Below are 17333 nucleotides of genomic sequence, written 5' to 3'. Positions count from 1 at the left end.
GGACCGCAGGAGCATAAAGTCCGGGGATTGTGGTACTGCTCTCCCTGACTGCCAGCCATCGTGAACTGGACCTCGACGCACTGGAGCGTCTGTCGTCCGGCTCGTCCTCGGTGGGCCGCAAAGCGGTGGGGGCGTGCGAACCCGTCCGGGGCGCCGTCGTCATCTCGACGTGCAACCGCTTCGAGGTCTACCTCGACGTCGAGGCACCCATGAACGGACCGGTCGTGCGGCACGCGACCGAGCACGTCGCCGAGCTCGTCGCCGCCGCGTCCGGCGTGAGCGTGCAGACGGCGACGGACTCGTTCACGGTGCGTGCCGGATCGCAGGTGCCCGAGCACCTGTTCTCCGTCGCGTCGGGCCTCGACTCGATGGTCATCGGTGAACGCGAGGTCGCCGGGCAGGTCAAGCGCGCGCTCGAGGTCGCGCGCGAACAGCACACGACGTCCAAGACGCTCGAGCTGCTGTTCCAGACGGCGTCGCGCACGTCCAAGCGCGTGGGCGCCTCCACGGCGCTCGGCTCCACGGGACGGTCCATCGTCAAGCTCGCGCTCGACCTCGCCGAGGGCTCGCTGCCCGAGTGGCGGGCCGTACGCACGGTGCTCATCGGCACCGGGTCCTACGCAGGCGCGACGGTCGCCGCGCTGCGCAGCCACGGGTCGGACGACGTGCGCGTCTACTCGCAGTCCGGCCGCGCGCAGGTGTTCGCCGACGGGCACGGCGTCGTCGCGCTGCCCGACGACGAGGAGGCGCTCGTCGAGGCGCTCGCCGAGGCCGACCTGGTGGTCTCCGTGTCGGGCGCGGGCGCCCGGGTCCAGGGTGCCGTCCGCGACCTGTCAGGGACGCACCCGGAGCAGCGCTCGGGAACGCCCGACGCCGGGCGCGACCCCGAGGGGGCGCCCGAGGCGTCGCTGTCGTTCGTGCTCAGCGCCGCTGCCGTCGCGCGGGCACGCGTGCGTGCCGCCGAGCGCGCCGCCGCACGTGCCGGCGACGCCGCACCCGGCGGGCACGGAGGGCACGGGGCGCCCCGCCCGCTCGTCGTGCTCGACCTCGCGCTGCACCGCGACGTCGACCCCGCCGTCGCCGACGTCGAGGGCGTGCTCCTGTACGACCTCCAGGCGCTCAAGGCCCACGCGCCCGTGACGGCACGGGCCGTCGTCGAGCAGGCGCGCGGGCTCGTCGCCGGGGCCGCGCGCGAGTTCGACGAGCACCAGGTGGGCCGCGAGGCCGACGCCGCCGTGGTCGCGCTGCTCGACGACGCCGAGCAGCGCGTGCAGGCCGAGATCGACGCCGCCGTGGCCCGCCTGCGCGGCGAGCTCGCGGCCCGTGGCGAGGTCGACCTGCGCGGCAACCCCGCCGAGCCCGACGAGGACGACGTCGAGCAGATCGCACGCGACGTGCGCCGGCGCGTCCACGCCTCGCTGCACGCGCGCATCGTCGCGGTGCGCGCCGCTGCCGTCGCGCGCGCCCGTACCGCCGAGCGCGCCGTCGTCGACGGCGCGCAGGCCGCCGCTGCCTCGGCGTCGACGAGGGCCGCAGCGGAGGGCTGAGACCGGAGGCGAGACCGGAATAGGCGCCTCACCAGCCGGGCGCCTTACCAGCGGGCGTGATCCGTCCCCCAAGGGTGGGCGGGCGCGGGGTAGTCGTCGAAGCCGGGCAGCGCCGGGCGCGCCGTCGTGACCTCGGGCCCGCGGCCGTGCGTGACGGTCTCCACGGCCGTGACCGGCGCGGCGGGCGGGTGGCCCGGGTCGCGGCCGGGCGCGTCGAGCAGCCAGGTCGCGGTGCGTGCCAGGGAGGCGACGACGTCACGGCCGCGGCCGTCGGCCCTGCGGGCGGTGAGCGCGTCGAGCACGCCTGCCGCGAGCAGGTAGCCGGACGCGTGGTCGAGCGCCTGGGCGGGCAGCGTGGAGGGCCAGCCCGCGTGGCCGTCCGCGTCGTGCTGTGCCTCGATGAGGGCGATCCCCGTCGCCGCCTGGACGATCGAGTCGAAGCCGCGTCGCGCCGACCACGGGCCGGTCTCGCCCCACGCGCTCACCCGGGCGTGCACGAGGCCGGGCGGGGGCCGCAGCCCGAACGCCTCGATCGCGCCCGGCCGGTACCCGGTCACGAGCACGTCGGCCTCGTCGAGAAGGGCCTGCGCCTGGGCGTGGTCGCCGGCGTCGTGCAGGTCGAGCAGGGCGGTGCGCTTGCCCTGCCCGGTGTCGAGGTGCTGCCAGCGGACCTCGGCGGGCACCGGCGGGTCGATCCGCAGCACGTCGGCGCCCAGCAGCGCCAGCGTCCGCGTGCCGACGGGGCCGGCGATCACCCGGGTCAGGTCGAGCACCCGCACACCGGCGAGCGGTAGCCGTGGCGTCCCGTGCGGCGAGGCGCCCGCCGCGCGGACCTCGGCGCCGTCGTCGCGGGGCGTGAGGCGAACCAGCGGTCCCTCCGCGGCGGCCACGCCCTGGGGGGAGGACCGCCACTCCTCCTCGGTGCGGACGCGTGCGGCGACGGCGCGGGCCGCCGTCGCCGCATCCTCGACCTGTTGCGCGGTGAGTGCCCGCAGCGCCTGCGCGATGTCCGCGGGTCCGACGCCGTGCAGGGCGGGGGTGAGCGACCCCGGACCGCCGCCGACGCCGTGCAGGTGCAGCGCTGCGAGCAGCCGGTGCTCGTGGTGCGGGTAGTTGGCGTGGGTGCGGACCCAGCCGTCCGCGGTGCGGTAGAACCCCGACAGCGGCGCGAACCTCGCGACCACGCGCCCGTCAAGACGCAGCAGGCGGTCGGAGGAGAACGCCGCTGCGACGCGTGACAGGTCGAGCGGGGCCTCGGCCAGCGGCCCCCGGGCGCCCGCCCGGACGGCGGCCCGTCGGAGTGCTCGCACCGACCCCGCCGCCAGGTCGAGCGCAGGCAGTGTCGCCGCGAGCCACGGCGGCCCCGCCTCGGCGACGTCGCGCAGCGGCTCGACGGGCTCGACGGCGACGCCCGCCTCGTAGTCGGAGACCAGGGCCTCGCCCGGAGAACGACCTTCCATCTCGTGACCGTAGGCAAGTGCAGACGTCGGCACAACGGCACCGGACATCCGCTCACGTCGCAGCGCGCGCACGCGACGCGCGGCCGTGCCGCGTGGCCAGGCATTCCATGTGACGGCGGCCCTGCCGGGGGCCGTGGCGGGCCATGGGCGGGGCGTCGCGCTCGCGGCGCCCCTGGCGCGGGTTGACCGGGCCGGGCGTTGCGCGATCGACCGGCGGCCGGCGGGTTCTTCGGCCCACGGCCTGGCCGAGCGGGTGAAAAGGGAGGTCAGAAGGCCACGATGCCCTGAAAACCCGGCCTGGAGAATCTGAAGGACCCGTTCCCGGCGCCGGCACGGCGCTGCGGGCGCTGCGGGCGCCGTGCCGGTGTGCTCAGGGTCGTGCTCAGGGTCGTGCTCGGGGTCGGGCTCAGGAACCGGCGTGCCGTCACGCGCACGCGGGCTGGTCCGCGGTGGTGGTCACGCCGTCGACGGTCCACTGCCCGGCGGCACAAGCCTGGTCGGTGACCTCGACGACCAGGATCGGCGTGTAGACGGTCTGCTGGCCGGTGGCGACGGACTTCTGGGCGCGCCCCGCGTCCTCGGTGGTGGCGACGGTCGCCGTGACGGAGGCGGTGGTCAGGTCGGTCTCCTGCGGCAGCGTGATGCGCCCCCAGTTCGCCGAGCACGCCTGGGACCACATGAGCTGGAGGACGGTCCCGTCGGCCTGGGAGGTCGCGGCCACCGCGATCGCGTCGTCGAGGCACCCGGCGACATAGGGGTCGTCCCCGAGACCGGGACGCGCGGAGCCTTGTCCTGGGCGGTCGACGCGGGGGTGGTGGGGCCGGGCCACCAGGAGCGGGCGACCGCGGTGGAGCGCCCGACGGCGAACCCGCTCACGAGTGTGACGACGCACAGCAGGAGGGCCGTGGCTGCGAGCCGGCTGCGGGGTCGCGCGGACGGGACCGCTGCCGGGTGCGAGACGTCGTCGCCGTCGACGACCTGGCCGCCGTCGACGTCCTGCTCGCTGCCGGCCGAGGACGCGTCCTGCGCGGCCGCATGGAGCTGCTCGCGGCGCGCGAGCCACGCCTCGACCTCGGTATCGGGGCGGCCGAGCGCGACGAGGTAGCCGCGCAGCGCGTTGCGCGAGGGTGCGGCGCGGCCCTTGTCCACCGTCGACAGCAGCGACAAGGAGAGCCCCGCCTTGCGCGCCATCGCCTCATAGGTGGGGTTGCCGGCCGCGGTTCTCAGTTCTCGCAGATCGGCGCCGAACGACGCGAGCGCCGATTTCTGATCGGTGGAAGCGTGGTCGCTCATGGGGGGCAGTATTGCCTAAGGGACCACTGCGCCGACCGCCCCGTGGCGTGTCGGGGCGCATTCCCGAGTCGCATCACCCGAAATGGGTGCCCCCGGTGCGGGGAACCGAACGCCACGCGGGAGGAACAGTGCTCCGGGCGGCGCCGTTGCGATCCGTGCCGGCGACCTGGCCCCGGGCCGTGTCGCGCACAGCGATCGCCCGTGGCGCGCAATGAGCGACGGCTTGCCTCCGGCGTTTCATGAAAGACGCGCAGGGGAGATCAAAACCGCAGGTAGCAGCGGCGCGAGCCTCTGAAGGGCTCACTCTGGAGAACTGAAGGGACGGGAGGTCCCCACTGGAGGGGTTATACGCTCCACCTCTCGCTAGCGTTCCGCCAGCAATGGTGGACGGCGCGCTGCTGCCCCTTTCTCGCCGGTGAGATGTTGGGGTACGGCAGCCTTTTTGCGCCGCAAGAGCGAAAAGAGGAGCCGATGCGATGAACCGAGTAACCAGAGTGCTGGCAGCGGCAGGGACCGTCGGGTGCCTGGCGGTCGGCGGAGCGGTAGGGGCGTCGAGCGCCGACGCGGACGAGGGCCCCGCGATTTTCCAGACGGATGTTCCCGTCACATTGTCTTCGACGGACATCGTCATGGGTCAGTCGGTCACGGTGACCGCACCGGGCGCCGACGGGTGCGGGAGCAACAGCGACTACGAGTGGTGGGGCGTCAGCGTCACGTCGACCACGTTCGCGCACTGGACCGAGGCCGACGGCGAGCACTACGCCCCGTGGTGGTCCTGGTTCGCGCTCACCGACGTCGACCAGACGCTGCGCACATCGGTGCGGTTCGACACCAGCGGCGTCACACCGAGTGAGCGATCGACCGAGGTACCGCTGCCGATGCCCGCAGGGACGTACACGATCGCCGTGGAGTGCCACGGCTACAACGGTGGGGTGAGCGTGATCTACCCGGCCGTCGAGGTGCGGGTGGGCGAGGCGCCCACGGGCACGGTCAACGGTGCTCAGACCGCCACGGCCGTCGCCGGTGGCGTGCTCTCCGTCGCGGGTCGCGGGTTCGTCCCGGGCGAGGGCGTCAAGGCGACCCTGCACTCGGAGCCCGTCGAGCTGGGGACGTTCCCGGCGGGTGCGGACGGCGCGGTGTCGTTCCAGGCCCGCATTCCCCAGGGGTTCGAGGTCGGCGCCCACACCGTGGTGCTGACCGGGTTGACCTCGGGCAGGACGGTCACGCTCAACCTCCAGGTCGAGGCAGGCAGCGCAGCCGCGGCCGGTACCGCCGGCGCGGCCGCAGGCAGGACGGCCGGCGCTCAGCTGCCGTCGGCCGCGCTCGGCTGAACCGGACGGCGCACGTGGGTCAACCTGGTGAACGCCTCCGGGCGGCGCGGCCTCCTCAGGCCCGCCGCCCGGTCGGCGTGCTGGTGGTCGTCGCTCTGGTGGTGGTCGTCGTCGCGCTGGCGGGCGTCGTCGTCGTCCGTTCCGCGGGGCATGGAACTCCGGTCGCGGTGCCGACGGCGGCGCCGAGCCGCTCGCCCGCGCCGGTGCCGGATGCCACATACGCACCGCCTCCCGGCACCGTGATCGCCGCGGCCCCCACGCACGTGTCGGTCCCGGTGCTCGGGCTGGACGCCGTGGTGCAGCCGTACACGGTGGCCGACGCAGAGCAGGGCAGGAACGCGCTCACGGGTACGGGCTGCTACGCCGACGGACGGATCACGTGCATCGACCCGCCGACCATGGGCGACGTCTACTGGATGCAGGGCGGCGTCGGGGGTGTCGCCTTCGGTGACGCCCCCGGAACGCAGAGCCAGGCCAACGTGTACCTGTTCGGCCATGCGACAGACGACGGAAGCGGCATCTTCACGCGGCTCTACGAGCTGCAGGCCGGTGCGTCCGTCGAGGTCTCCAACCCGCACGGGCGGCTGACCTACGAGGTCGACCAGGTGGTCACGGTGGACAAGGGCGACTACACCTCCCTTCCGCTCGCCGTCGACCAGGAGCCGGGCAAGCTGCTCCTGGTCACCTGCAACCACGCGCCCGGCGCCGCCGCACGGAACGGGTCCGCGACCGAGAACGTGGTCGTCGCGGCGCACCTCGTCTCCTCGCACCCGGCGTAGGGGCCGCCGTGCCCAGCAAGGCCGAGAAGCCGGCCGCGGACGACGCGGCGGTGCGCCACGACGGCGACGCCGCCGCCCGTCCGGCGCGGTCCCTGTGGGGGCGGGCCTGGCGTGGCGGCCTCGTCGGCCTCCTGGTGCTCACGCTGCTGGCCCTGGGCGACGCCGCACTCCTGGTCTGCCGCGTCGAGCGGGTCGACCTGCCCGCGCTGGCCGGTGACGACCCCGGCACGACCTGGGTGATCGTCGGCTCCGACAACCGCGCCTACCGGCCCTCGGGCGGACGCGAGATCGCCCTCGGCGACAGCTGGGACGGTGACCACGCCGACGCCGTCCTCGTCGTCCACGAGACCCGCGACGGCACGCACGCGCTCTCGCTGCCGCGTGACCTGTACGTCACCCCTGCCGGGGGTGGCACGCCGACCGGCTCTCGGTGACCTTGTTCGAGGCGCCGGGCGCGTTCACCACGGCGCTGTGCGGCGATCTGGGCATCCGCACCGACCACCTCGTCATCGTCCGCATGGAGTCCTTCGTGGCGATGGTCGAGGCGGTGGGCGGTGTCGAGGTCACGGTCCCGTACCCGTACCGCGACCACGGCACGGGGATCGACATCCCCGCGGCGGGCACCGTCCGGCTCGGGGGTGACGACGCGCTCGCCCTGGTCCGATCGCGCCACGGTGAGCAGAGGATCGACGGGGCGTGGGTGGCCGACAGCGACGACGCCGGGGCGGCGCACCGGGCGGACATGGCGGGTTCGGTGATGAGCGCGCTCGCCGTGCGGGCCAGGTCGGCTGTCGCGACACCGTGGGGTGTGCAGCGCCTCGCCTGGGCTGCGACCGGCGGTCTCGCCGTGGACTCGGGCACCTCGCTGCCGGAGCTGGCCGGGCTCACCCGGCTGTCCGGGGCGCACGTCGCCGACGTGCCCGTGCGGCGCAGCGCGACGGCGGACATCATCGCCTACCCCGACGACGCCACGATGTCGGTGCTGGCCGGCGCGGGCTACCACCCTGGGGACTGCCACGTGCCCGGGGCCGGTGAGTCCTCGACGGCGTCGTGACCCCGCCAGACGGTAGCCCGACGGTAGGCCGACGGTAGGCTCCCCCTCATGGCCAAGAGTTCCGCCCCTGACTTCGTGCTGCGTCCCTTCGAGGGGCTTCCCGGTGAGCCCGACTGGGTCGCGTTCCGCGAGATCGTGCCCGCCGCGACCGCGACCGCGCGCACGACGGCGGAGCACGGTGCGCGCGACGTCGTCGTCGTGACGATGCTGCCGGGCGGGTACGCGGCCATGCACCGGCCGGACGGCACCGTGCTGCTCGCACTCCAGGGGGCGCTCAGCTCGGGCGACCTGTCGCGCGACCTCGCGGCGGCCCTGCTCGAGGCGCTCGACGCCGAGCCCGGCACCGCCGTCGTCGCGAAGCCGTCCGACGGCCCGCGCCTGCAGGACGTCCTCGACCTGAGCGTGCCGTTCGAGGTCACCGTCCACGACGACTACGAGTTCTGGGTCGACGCGACGGCCGAGCGCACCGCCGAGGTCGACGCGTCGCTGGCCGAGGCCGCCGAGGCCACCATCCCCACCGTCCGGCTCACGTCGGTCGAGCACGCCTACTGGTGCCGCATGAGCCGCGAGTTCCTGCGTTGGGCGCGCACGGAGGACGAGGACGTCGTCGTCGACGCGCTCGCCCGCCTGCACGCGCGCCGCGAGTCGGCGCTGCTGCTCGACGACGGCGGCGAGGGCCGGTTCCTGGGCATGTTCCGCGCCGCGGGTCTCGTGGTGCCCGTCTGGGAGCTGCCGGCCGGCACCGAGGCGGCCGCCGTCGAGGCACCGGCCGCACAGCTCGCGGCGCGTTTCGACGCGGCCGTGGCCGTCACCGACTCTCTTGACGCGAACGAGCGGCGCGCCCGCGCGGGCATCGTTTCCCGTCAGGTCACCCTGCGCTGACACAAGGCCCTTACCTGCAAGTACGCCGCGGCGGCAAGAAGACCGCTACCGTGGGAGTAGCATTCTGCGGGTAATCCTTTGCACTACTCAACCTTTGCACTACGCAACCTTCGCACTACTCAACCCGGCATGGGCCCCCTCCCGGGGAAGGCCCACCCATCGACGCTGCAGGCAGGACGTGTGAACGCCGACCACGTGCGGGGACGCACCGACCCTGACATCGTGACCAACGCCGCCGACGGCCAGTCCGAGGCGACCGGACGCGCTGAGCTCCCCGTCGCCAAGACGGCTCGCCCCGACGGTGGCAGCCGCGCCCGCGACCTGCAGCGCGTCGCCGTCGTCATCCCGGCGAAGGACGAGCAGGAGCGCATCGCCGCCACCGTGCGCTCGGCGCGCGCCATCCCGCACGTCGACCTCGTGCTCGTCGTCGACGACGGCTCGGAGGACGACACCCAGCACGCCGCGCGCGCGGCGGGCGCCGTCGTCGTGCGGCACTCGCACAACCGGGGCAAGGCCGCGGCGATGGAGACGGGCGCCGCCGTCGTGGCGATGCGCGACGCCTCCGGGCGCCCCGAACGGCTGCTGCTGTTCGTCGACGGCGACCTGGGGGAGACGGCGGTCAACACCGCGCCGCTGGTGACCCCGGTGCGCGAGGGCGTCGCCGACCTGGCGATCGCCCTCCTGCCGCCCCAGCCGGGAGCGGGCGGGCGCGGCATCGTCGTCGGCGCCGCACGCCGAGCGATCCACGCCCTGACCGGATGGACGCCGACGCAGCCGCTGAGCGGCATGCGCTGCCTGACGCGTGAAGCGTTCGAGGCCGCGACCCCGCTCGCCCGCGGGTGGGGCGTCGAGACCGGCATGACGATCGACCTGCTGCGCCAGGGGTACGTCGCCGTCGAGGTGCCGTGCGACCTCAAGCACCGCCCGTCGTCGAACGACTTCAAGGGTCAGATGCACCGCGCGGCCCAGTACCGCGACGTGATGGTCGCGGTCAACGCACGCCGGATGCGGGGCGCGTTCGACGCCGTGCGCGGGGTGCGGTCGGGCGCGGGCTCGCGCGCCTGACGGCCGCCGGGCCTCCCGGCCCGTCCCCGGCCGTGTCAGCCCGTCGGCTCGTCCGGGTCGCCCCGCGTCACCAGCAACCCGACGAGCGGCACCACGGCGAACATCATGATCGTCACGATCCGCACCCCGTAGTCGTTGACGACCGCACCCGCGACGGCTCCCACGAGCATCGCGGCGAGCATCGGCACGAGCGCGGGCCAGTCGGCCCGGGCACGGTCGAGCCAGCGCGCGCGCCACCAGCCGAGCAGGACGACGACGACCGCGACCAGCAGCGCCAGCGTGATCCACGCCTCCGGCCCGCGCGTCACCGTCCGCAGCGCGAACCCGGCCTTGCGCCACACCGTCTCGAGCGCGGAGCCGTCGATGACGGACTGCACGAACGTCCCCAGGTGCGTGCGCTCGTCGGCCGGGCGCATCCAGTCGAGCACCCCGATGCCCGCCACCAGGGCGACGCCCGCGACGGCCACGGCCAGCAGCCGGACCCAGGTGATGCGCGCGCCCGAGACGGCAAGGGCGAGCACCGCGAAGGTGGGCAGCACCACCAGCCCGCCACCCACGTCGGCACCGAAATCGGGCCACAGGCTGATGACCATCGCGATCACGCCGACGACTCCGACGACGACGCCACCCCAGCGGCGGCCCCACCGGGCCCCCGCGAGCGTGGCCAGCCCGGCGGCCGCGACCAGCCCGGCGCCCACGTACACCGAGTACGTGGGGTTGCCGAAACCGAAGAACCGCCCGCCGAGCGTCGGGGACGGCCCGAGCGGGCTTCCGCGGTGCAGCGGCGTGCCGAGCACCGCGTCGAGCGTGAGCAGCAGGAACGTGAGGGTGGCGATCACCGTCGGCGCCGCCCACGCGGGGCGGCGTGGGGCGAGCGCGGCGACCGCCGCGACCATGAGTGTGCTCGCCGCGAGCGCCGCCCACAGCCGGCCCTGCGTCGCCGACGGGAGCCACCAGCCCCAGGCACCCATGAGGAACTGCCCGGCCGGGATGGACGCCAGCACGAGCAGCACGGCGTCGAGCGCGCGTCGCAGGGTGTGCTCGCGGCGTGCAGGCCGGTCGGCCGCTGTGCGCGCGTGCCCGGCTGCCCGGGGTGGTGCAGCCGCGGGTGTGTCCGGCGCGGGAGCGCCCGCTGCCGGGGTCTCGGCTGCGGGGGCCCCGGCTGCGGGAGCCCCGGCTGCGGGAGCGCCGCCCGCGGGCGGGTCGATCAGAGGAGCGCCGCCCGCAGGCGCGCCCGTCTCGCCCGCGGCCCGCCGTCGCAGCAGGGGCAGCACCAGCACCGCGACCCCGAACGCGGCGAGCCCGATCCACAACGGGATCGCCGTCGTCGTCCCGGTCACGCGGCGCAGCGCGCGGTCGCGCGTGGTGATGAGCGACAGCTGGTGGGTGGTCTGCGTGGCACCCGTCGGGCGCGTCCCCGCGGCGAGCACCGGGGTGCCGGAGAAGTCGGCCGGCTGGGGCAGGTCGAGCGCGGCGGCGATCGACACCGGGAGGTCGAGCAGGCGCACGACGCCCTGCCAGCGCGTCGCGGCGCTGGACAGATAGCGGGCCGCGGCGGGGCTGCCGCCCTCCACGATCCCGACGCCGAGCGCGGGCGCCCTCACGTCGGGGTTGCCGACGTCGACGACCAGGACGGTTGCGCCGTCGGGGGCCCTGGAGACGGCGTGCCGGACGGCCGTGTCGACGGCGGCGAGCGCAGCCGCCCGGTCGGGGTGGTCGGTCGGTGCGGCGCCGGCGTCGATCAGGGTCAGTGGGCAGGTGAACGCGTCGGCCGTCAGGTTCTCGAGCGGCAGGTAGTGCGGCACGGTGCCGTCGTGGCCCGCGAGCGCGAGCGCGGCCCCGGGGCCGACGGCGGTGGCGCACACGCCCGCAGAGCCGAGCGCGTCGCCCAGCGTGCCGAGCCGGGGCCGGAACGGAGAGCGCGCCTGCGCGGCCGCGAGGCCGTCCCACCCGTCGACGTGTGCCGTGCCGGGGGCGTCCGCACTCGTCGTGACCGACCACGGCTCGCACGCGAACGCACCGTCGCGGCGCTCGCCGGTGACGACGGTCCGGCCCGCGGACAGGCCCAGCCATCCGGCGCCCTCGCACTGGCGTGAGGTGTCGACGACGGCGGGTGTCACGCCGCCCGTGTCGGCGCCGTCGCGCACGAGCGACCACAGCGCGGGCGTCGTCGTCGGTGAGACGTCGGCCCAGCCGATACCCGCGGTGCCGACGACGACGATCGACGTGCTGTTGCGCATCACCTCGGTGCCGCCGCGCATGACGTCGCCCGCGCGGGTCACCGAGCCGGAGGCGGGCGCGACGACGGTGCCCAGGAGCAGCACGCCGAGCATCCCGCACGCGACGGCGACGAGCCGGGCGGGCGGGCGGATCAGGAGCACCGCCGGCGTCGCGTCGGTCGGGCGCGCCTCGCCGTCGCCGGCCGGTTCGCCGTGGTGTTCGCCAGGTTCGCCGAGCAGTGCCGCCCCGAGCGCCGGCGCCGCGGTGAGCAGCACGACGACGGCGACCGCGATGCCCGAGTCGTTGGCGACCGAGCCCACGAGGGCGACCACCCACAGCGCGGTGACGAGGGTACGTACCCCTGGCAGCGCGCGGTAGACCGCGGCGAGCCCGGCGAGGCGGGCGCGCTCGGGACGCATCGTCACCCACGCGGCGCCCGCGCAGCCCAGCACGGCGAGAACGCCGGGCACCGTCGCGACGGTCGCCCAGGCGCCGGCCGCCTTGGAGCGCACGACGGCGAGCGCGTCGCCGTCGAACAGGCGCTGCACGAACGCCCCCAGGTGCGATCCGTGGCCTGGGGCGAGCCAGACCGCGAGCGAGATGCCGACGACGGCCACGACCGTCACGGCGAGCACGACGAGGGTCGCTCGTGGCGGGCTGACCCGACGGTCGGTGAACCCGTACAGCAGCACGGCGAACGCGGGCACGAGCGCGACGAGCCCGCCCGCGTCGGCGCCGAAGCGTGGCAGCACGTTGACGACGACGGTCAGCACGCCGAGCGCGGCGACCACGCTCAGGGCCGCGCGGCGCCGCCCGGCGGCCGCGAGCGGTGCGGCCAGCCCCCATGCGAGCACGAGCCCGGACACGGCGTAGACGGCGAAGACGGTGTTGCCGAACCCGAAGAACCGTGCGCCGAGCGCGGGCGACGGCCCGAGCAGCGAGCCCTGCTGGAGCGTCGTGCCGGTGACGCCGTCGACGGTCAGGATGAGCCAGGTGAGCCCCGCGACCGCGGTCGCCAGGCGGATCGGCGTGTGCGGCAGGAGACGCCGCGCGTACCAGGCGGCGAGCGCGACGGCGAGGGTTGCGGCGGTGACGGCGATGGCGAGGGCCGTGGTGGGCACGGGCCACACCCACCAGCGCGAGATCGTGGCGAGCGTGGCACCGGCGGGCGCTGCGGCGGCGACGAGCAGGACGGCGGCGCCGAGCCGGGGCACGCCGACGCGGGTGTGCGCCCGGCGGCGCCGCAGCCCGACGACGAGCAGCGCGCCCGCGGTGGCGACGCCCAGGCCGCCCAGCAGCACGGGGGAGACGTGCTCGACGGTGTCGGTCAGCACCGTGAGGTAGCGCCGGTTGTCGACGGTGCGTGACGTCGCCATGCGCCGCGGTGCCCCGGCCTCGAGGACGCTGCCGTCGCCCGTGGCGGGACCGCCGAGCGTGGCGGCGAGGTCGTCGAGCACGGCGATGCCCTGCCAGCGTGAGGAGCGCGAGTCGATCCACGTGGCCTCGCCGCCGGGCGCCTGCCAGTCCACGACGACCTGGAGCGTGGACGCACCGAGCGGCGTGTCGGCGATGCCGGAGACGACGACGCGCGTCCCGCGGGGCAGGGCCGCGACGACGGAGCCGAGGGCCTTGTCGAAGTCACGCACGGCCGTGGTGCGCGCGGTCGCGCGGTCGGGCAGCACGCCCGCGTCGATCACGGTCACCGGGCAGGCGGTGAGCTCGGCGGGGTGGAGCGTGGTGAGCGACGGGGCGTACCGGTCGAGCCGGCCGGTGTCGTCGGCGAGCGCGAGCGCCGCGCCGGGTCCGATCGCCGTCGAGCAGGTGCCGGCGGCCGCGAGCGCGGTGGCGAGTGCTCCCGGCGTCCCGTACGAGCCGCGCTCGTCGGTGAGCAGCACGTCGGGCCAGTTCTCCAGGACGGCCGGGCTGGGCACGCCGTCGGCGGAGTCGCTCAGCCGCGTGGGCGCGGGCACGCCGCGGCACACGTCGGACGCGGCGTCGCCGTCGACGGCGGGCTCGACGTCCGCGAGCCGTGGGGAGACGAAGCGGCTGCCTGCCGAGATGGTCAGCCAGGCGTCGCGCGGGCAGGTCGGTGTCAGGGTGCGCACGGCCATCGACCCGACGGAGCCCTGCGACACCAGGCGCCACAGGTGGGGGGTGCGGTCGGCGTCGACGTCGGTCCACTGGAGCCCTGCGACGCCGACGAGCACGACGGGCTCGGTCACGGCGTCAGGGGTGTCGTCGTGGTCGAGCGCCACGGAGGTCCGGACCGCTGGCGCAGCAGCGGGCGCAGCGGCGGGCGCAGCGGCGGCCGACGGGAGGCCGAGCAGCGTCACGGTGCCCAGCAACGCGACCAGCAGGGCGGCCAGGGCGGCTCGGGCACGAGGAATCACACGCCCCACCCTAGGAGACGCGGCTCAACCCGCCCGGACGAGCAGCGCGCCCGGATCGACCCACGCCTCCAGCTCGATCACCCGGCCCATCGGGTCGCCGTCGACCTGGGCGTGCTCGCCGCCCTCGACGCGGATGCTCGTGCGGGTCGCTCGGGCGTGGTCGATGCGCCCGATCTTGCCCGGCAGGTCGTTGTGCAGCCCCGCGCCCTGCATGACGACCTCGCCCAGGAGCTGCGCCCAGCCGGCCAGGCCGCCGCGCGTGTCGATCGCGGCGATGTCGAGCACGCCGTCGTCGAGCTTGGCGTCGGGCAGGAGCGTGACGCCGCCGGGAAGGCGGCCGCAGTTGCCCACCATGATCGAGCGCAGCCGTGCGGTGACGGGCTCGCCGCCGTCGAGCGAGACCTGCACGCGCATGCGCCGCCCGTGCAGGTGCCGCACCCCGGCGAGGAAGTAGGCGATCCACCCGACCCGGCGCTTGAGGGTGTCGTCGGCGTCGGCGACCATGGCGGCGTCGAAGCCCAGCCCGGCGATGACGAGGAAGAGCTGGGTGTCGCCCGGGGTGGCGGCGTCGGCGCGCGGCTCGCCGTCGAGGCCCGTCTCGGTCTCGGCGACGCGCGCCCACCCGACGTCGATGTGACGGTCGCGTCCGCCGAGCACCACGGCCATGGCCTCATCGACGGAGGCGAGGGGCACGTCGAGGTTGCGGGCCAGCAGGTTGCCGGTCCCCACGGGCAGCAGCGCCATGGGCACGCTGGTGCCGACCATGGCGCTCGCGACCGCGCGCACGGTGCCGTCCCCGCCGGCGGCGACGACGACGTCGGCGCCCGCAGCGACCGCCTGCCGCGCCTGCGCGGCACCCGTCTGCTCGACGGTCGTCTCGTAGAACGACGGCTCGGGCAGCGCGGCCTGCGCGCACACGCGCCGCACCGTGGCGACCAGGTCGGCGGCGCCCTCCTTCGACGGGTTGACGACGACGGCCACGCGCTGCCCCGCCTCGCGCGCGGTGGCGTGAGCCACCGGGACGACGCCGTGGGCCGTGCGGGGGTGCGCGCGCGACCACAGCACCAGCACGAGCGTGAGCGCGGCGAGCGCGATCACCACGGCGGCGATCGTCAGCCACAGCTCCCAGCTCATGGAAAGCACCGTAGACGCCGGAGGCGCGGAACGACTCGCTGGCGGTCTCCGGGCGACACCCGCGCCGCGCCTCCCCGTTAGGCTTCGTCCGTGATCGACCTCCGTCTGCTGCGCGACAACCCCGACGTCGTCCGCGCGAGCCAGCTGGCCCGCGGCGACGACCCCGCTCTCGTCGATCTGGCGCTCGACGCCGACGCGCGCCGCCGCTCGTCCCTGGCGGACTTCGAGAGCCTGCGCGCCGAGCAGAAGGCGATGGGCAAGAAGGTCGCACGGGCGCAGGGCGACGAGAAGCAGGCGCTGCTGGCCCGCACGCGGCAGCTCGCCGAGGAGGTCAAGGCGCGCTCGAAGGACGCCGACGACGCCGCGGCCGAGCTCGACGGCGTCCTGTACCGCATCGCGAACGTCGTCGAGGGTGCGCCCGCGGGCGGCGAGGAGGACTACGTCGTCGTCAAGCACGTGGGCACGCCGCGCGACTTCGCCGGGGAGGGCTTCGAGCCGGCCGACCACCTCGCGCTGGGCGAGGGCCTGCGGGCGATCGACACGCAGCGCGGCGCCAAGGTCTCGGGCGCCCGGTTCTACTTTCTGACCGGCATCGGGGCGCGGCTGGAGCTCGCGCTGCTCAACGCCGCCATGGACCAGGCCGTGGCCGCAGGGTTCACGCCGGTGATCACGCCGACGCTGGTCAAGCCCGAGACGATGCGCGGCACCGGGTTCCTGGGCGCGCACGCCGACGAGATCTACCGCCTGGAGAAGGACGACCTGTACCTGGTCGGCACCTCGGAGGTGGCGCTGGCCGGCTACCACGCGGACGAGATCATCGACCTGTCGGCCGGTCCCGCGCGGTACGCCGGGTGGAGCGCCTGCTACCGCCGCGAGGCGGGCTCGGCGGGCCGGGACACGCGCGGCATCATCCGCGTGCACCAGTTCCACAAGGTCGAGATGTTCAGCTACTGCCGCCCGGAGGACGCCGCCGCGGAGCACCAGCGGCTGCTCGGCTGGGAGGAGGCCATGCTCGCCAAGGTCGACCTGCCCTACCGGGTGATCGACACCGCGGCCGGCGACCTGGGCACGAGCGCGGCCCGCAAGTTCGACTGCGAGGCGTGGCTGCCCACGCAGAACCGCTGGCTGGAGCTCACCTCGACGAGCAACTGCACCACGTTCCAGGCCCGCCGCCTGGGGGTGCGCGAGCGCACCGAGGACGGCACGACGCGCAACGTCGCCACGCTCAACGGCACGCTGGGCACCACGCGCTGGATCGTCGCGATCCTGGAGAACCACCAGCGGCCGGACGGCTCGGTGGTGGTACCCGAGGGCCTGCGCCCCTACCTGGGTGGCCTCGAGGTGCTCGAGCCGGTCACGTGAGCGGGCGCGGCGCGGTGGAACCGTGGCTCGTCGCGCTCGACATCGACGGCACGCTGCTGCACTTCGACCAGACGTTGTCGCCCGCGGTGCGTGACGCCGTGCGCGACGTCGCGGAGGCGGGCCACCACGTGGTGCTGGCGTCGGGCCGTTCGCTCGTCGCGATGACGCCCGTGGCCACGCAGCTGGGGATCACGTCCGGGTACATGGTCTGCTCGAACGGCGCCGTGACCGTGCGCGCCGACCGTCAGGCGCCGGGCGGCTGGGTCGTCGAGGACATGGTGACGTTCGATCCCGAGCCTGCGCTGCGCCGCCTGGCCCGGCAGATGCCGGGCGCGCGGTTCGCGGTCGAGGACGTCGGCGTCGGGTTCCGCCTGACCGAGCTGTTCCCCGACGGCGAGCTCGACGGCGAGCACCGCGTCGTCGACCTGGAGGACCTGTGGGACGAGGAGGTGACGCGCGTGGTCGTGCGCGCCCCCGAGACCCCCACGGTGGAGTTCCACACGTCGGTCGCGGATCTGGGTCTCTCCGACGTCACGTACGCGGTCGGCTGGTCCTCGTGGATGGACATCGCCCCGCTCGGGGTGACGAAGGCGGCCGGCCTGGAGAAGGTCCGCGCGTCGCTGGGCGTCCCGTCGTCACGCACGATGGCGATCGGCGACGGGTACAACGACGTCGAGATGCTGCGCTGGGCGGCGCGCGGTGTCGCGATGGGCAACGCGGAGGAGGCGGTGGCCGCGGAGGCGGACGAGCGGACGCTCGCCGTCGAGCAGGACGGCGCGGCGCTCACGTTGCGCACGCTGCTCGGGTAGGCCCTCG

General features: G+C 75.1%; 14 protein-coding genes. 9 read left to right on the top strand and 5 right to left on the bottom strand.

Features of this window, described 5'->3' with window-relative positions:
• Positions 1-29 precede the first annotated feature (29 nt).
• On the top strand, positions 30-1547 hold the full coding sequence (locus ET495_RS12320) for a glutamyl-tRNA reductase (protein WP_129205048.1): 1518 nt from the start codon (positions 30-32) through the stop codon (positions 1545-1547).
• A 44-nt stretch (positions 1548-1591) separates the two neighbouring features.
• Here ET495_RS12320 and ET495_RS12315 read toward each other — a convergent pair whose 3' ends face one another.
• From ET495_RS12315 to ET495_RS12305, 3 genes are all read right to left on the bottom strand, one after another.
• The gene (locus ET495_RS12315) at positions 1592-3007 is read right to left on the bottom strand and encodes a CoA transferase (RefSeq protein WP_129205047.1); all 1416 of its coding nucleotides are present in this window, start codon (positions 3005-3007) and stop codon (positions 1592-1594) included.
• Between the two features lie 424 nt (positions 3008-3431).
• A complete protein-coding gene (locus ET495_RS17940; protein ID WP_245993055.1) occupies positions 3432-3728 on the bottom strand; it encodes a DUF2690 domain-containing protein in 297 nt (98 codons plus the stop codon).
• Positions 3623-4300, bottom strand: coding sequence for a helix-turn-helix domain-containing protein (locus ET495_RS12305; protein ID WP_129205046.1), 678 nt, complete (start codon positions 4298-4300; stop codon positions 3623-3625). The genes ET495_RS17940 and ET495_RS12305 overlap by 106 nt, the downstream gene beginning before the upstream one ends.
• A 629-nt stretch (positions 4301-4929) precedes the next feature.
• Between ET495_RS12305 and ET495_RS12300 the strand changes: the two genes are divergently transcribed.
• From ET495_RS12300 to ET495_RS12275, 6 genes are all read left to right on the top strand, one after another.
• A complete protein-coding gene (locus tag ET495_RS12300) occupies positions 4930-5631 on the top strand; it encodes a hypothetical protein (protein ID WP_129205045.1) in 702 nt (233 codons plus the stop codon).
• An 83-nt stretch (positions 5632-5714) separates the two neighbouring features.
• Entirely contained in the window at positions 5715-6410 is a 696-nt protein-coding gene (locus tag ET495_RS12295; RefSeq protein WP_129205044.1) for a sortase, read from the top strand.
• 8 nt (positions 6411-6418) lie between these two features.
• Entirely contained in the window at positions 6419-6844 is a 426-nt protein-coding gene (locus tag ET495_RS12290) for a hypothetical protein (protein ID WP_129205043.1), read from the top strand.
• A complete protein-coding gene (locus ET495_RS12285; protein WP_129205042.1) occupies positions 6841-7464 on the top strand; it encodes an LCP family protein in 624 nt (207 codons plus the stop codon). The genes ET495_RS12290 and ET495_RS12285 overlap by 4 nt, the downstream gene beginning before the upstream one ends.
• A gap of 48 nt (positions 7465-7512) precedes the next feature.
• The gene (locus ET495_RS12280) at positions 7513-8346 is read left to right on the top strand and encodes a DUF5926 family protein (RefSeq protein ID WP_129205041.1); all 834 of its coding nucleotides are present in this window, start codon (positions 7513-7515) and stop codon (positions 8344-8346) included.
• Between the two features lie 180 nt (positions 8347-8526).
• The gene (locus ET495_RS12275) at positions 8527-9411 is read left to right on the top strand and encodes a glycosyltransferase (RefSeq protein ID WP_129205040.1); all 885 of its coding nucleotides are present in this window, start codon (positions 8527-8529) and stop codon (positions 9409-9411) included.
• 35 nt (positions 9412-9446) lie between these two features.
• Here the strand turns inward: ET495_RS12275 and ET495_RS17740 are convergent, their stop codons facing one another.
• Both ET495_RS17740 and ET495_RS12265 read right to left on the bottom strand, forming a co-directional pair.
• Complete coding sequence (locus ET495_RS17740; RefSeq protein ID WP_162616469.1) at positions 9447-14021, bottom strand: hypothetical protein; 4575 nt, start codon at positions 14019-14021, stop codon at positions 9447-9449.
• A 24-nt stretch (positions 14022-14045) separates the two neighbouring features.
• Entirely contained in the window at positions 14046-15155 is a 1110-nt protein-coding gene (locus ET495_RS12265) for a diacylglycerol/lipid kinase family protein (RefSeq protein ID WP_129205039.1), read from the bottom strand.
• A gap of 90 nt (positions 15156-15245) precedes the next feature.
• Here ET495_RS12265 and serS point away from each other — a divergent pair, with 90 nt between their 5' ends.
• A complete protein-coding gene (gene serS, locus ET495_RS12260; RefSeq protein WP_129205038.1) occupies positions 15246-16517 on the top strand; it encodes a serine--tRNA ligase in 1272 nt (423 codons plus the stop codon).
• Entirely contained in the window at positions 16514-17326 is an 813-nt protein-coding gene (locus tag ET495_RS12255) for an HAD hydrolase family protein (protein WP_245993054.1), read from the top strand. The genes serS and ET495_RS12255 overlap by 4 nt, the downstream gene beginning before the upstream one ends.
• Positions 17327-17333: the final 7 nt, after the last annotated feature.

This window comes from Xylanimonas allomyrinae (assembly GCF_004135345.1).
In the GTDB taxonomy this organism is placed as follows: domain Bacteria; phylum Actinomycetota; class Actinomycetes; order Actinomycetales; family Cellulomonadaceae; genus Xylanimonas; species Xylanimonas allomyrinae.
The sequence above is the reverse complement of the archived record's forward strand: the minus strand, read 5'-3'. Positions and strand labels throughout refer to the sequence as shown.

Bases quoted from the DNA above. Each gene is read 5' to 3' on its own strand.
- ET495_RS12300 (WP_129205045.1), top strand. From the start codon at position 4,930: ATGGGTCAGTCGGTCACGGTGACCGCACCGGGCGCCGACGGGTGCGGG.
- ET495_RS12265 (WP_129205039.1), bottom strand. From the start codon at position 15,155: ATGAGCTGGGAGCTGTGGCTGACGATCGCCGCCGTGGTGATCGCGCTC.
- ET495_RS12280 (WP_129205041.1), top strand. From the start codon at position 7,513: ATGGCCAAGAGTTCCGCCCCTGACTTCGTGCTGCGTCCCTTCGAGGGG.
- ET495_RS12305 (WP_129205046.1), bottom strand. From the start codon at position 4,300: ATGAGCGACCACGCTTCCACCGATCAGAAATCGGCGCTCGCGTCGTTC.
- ET495_RS12315 (WP_129205047.1), bottom strand. From the start codon at position 3,007: ATGGAAGGTCGTTCTCCGGGCGAGGCCCTGGTCTCCGACTACGAGGCG.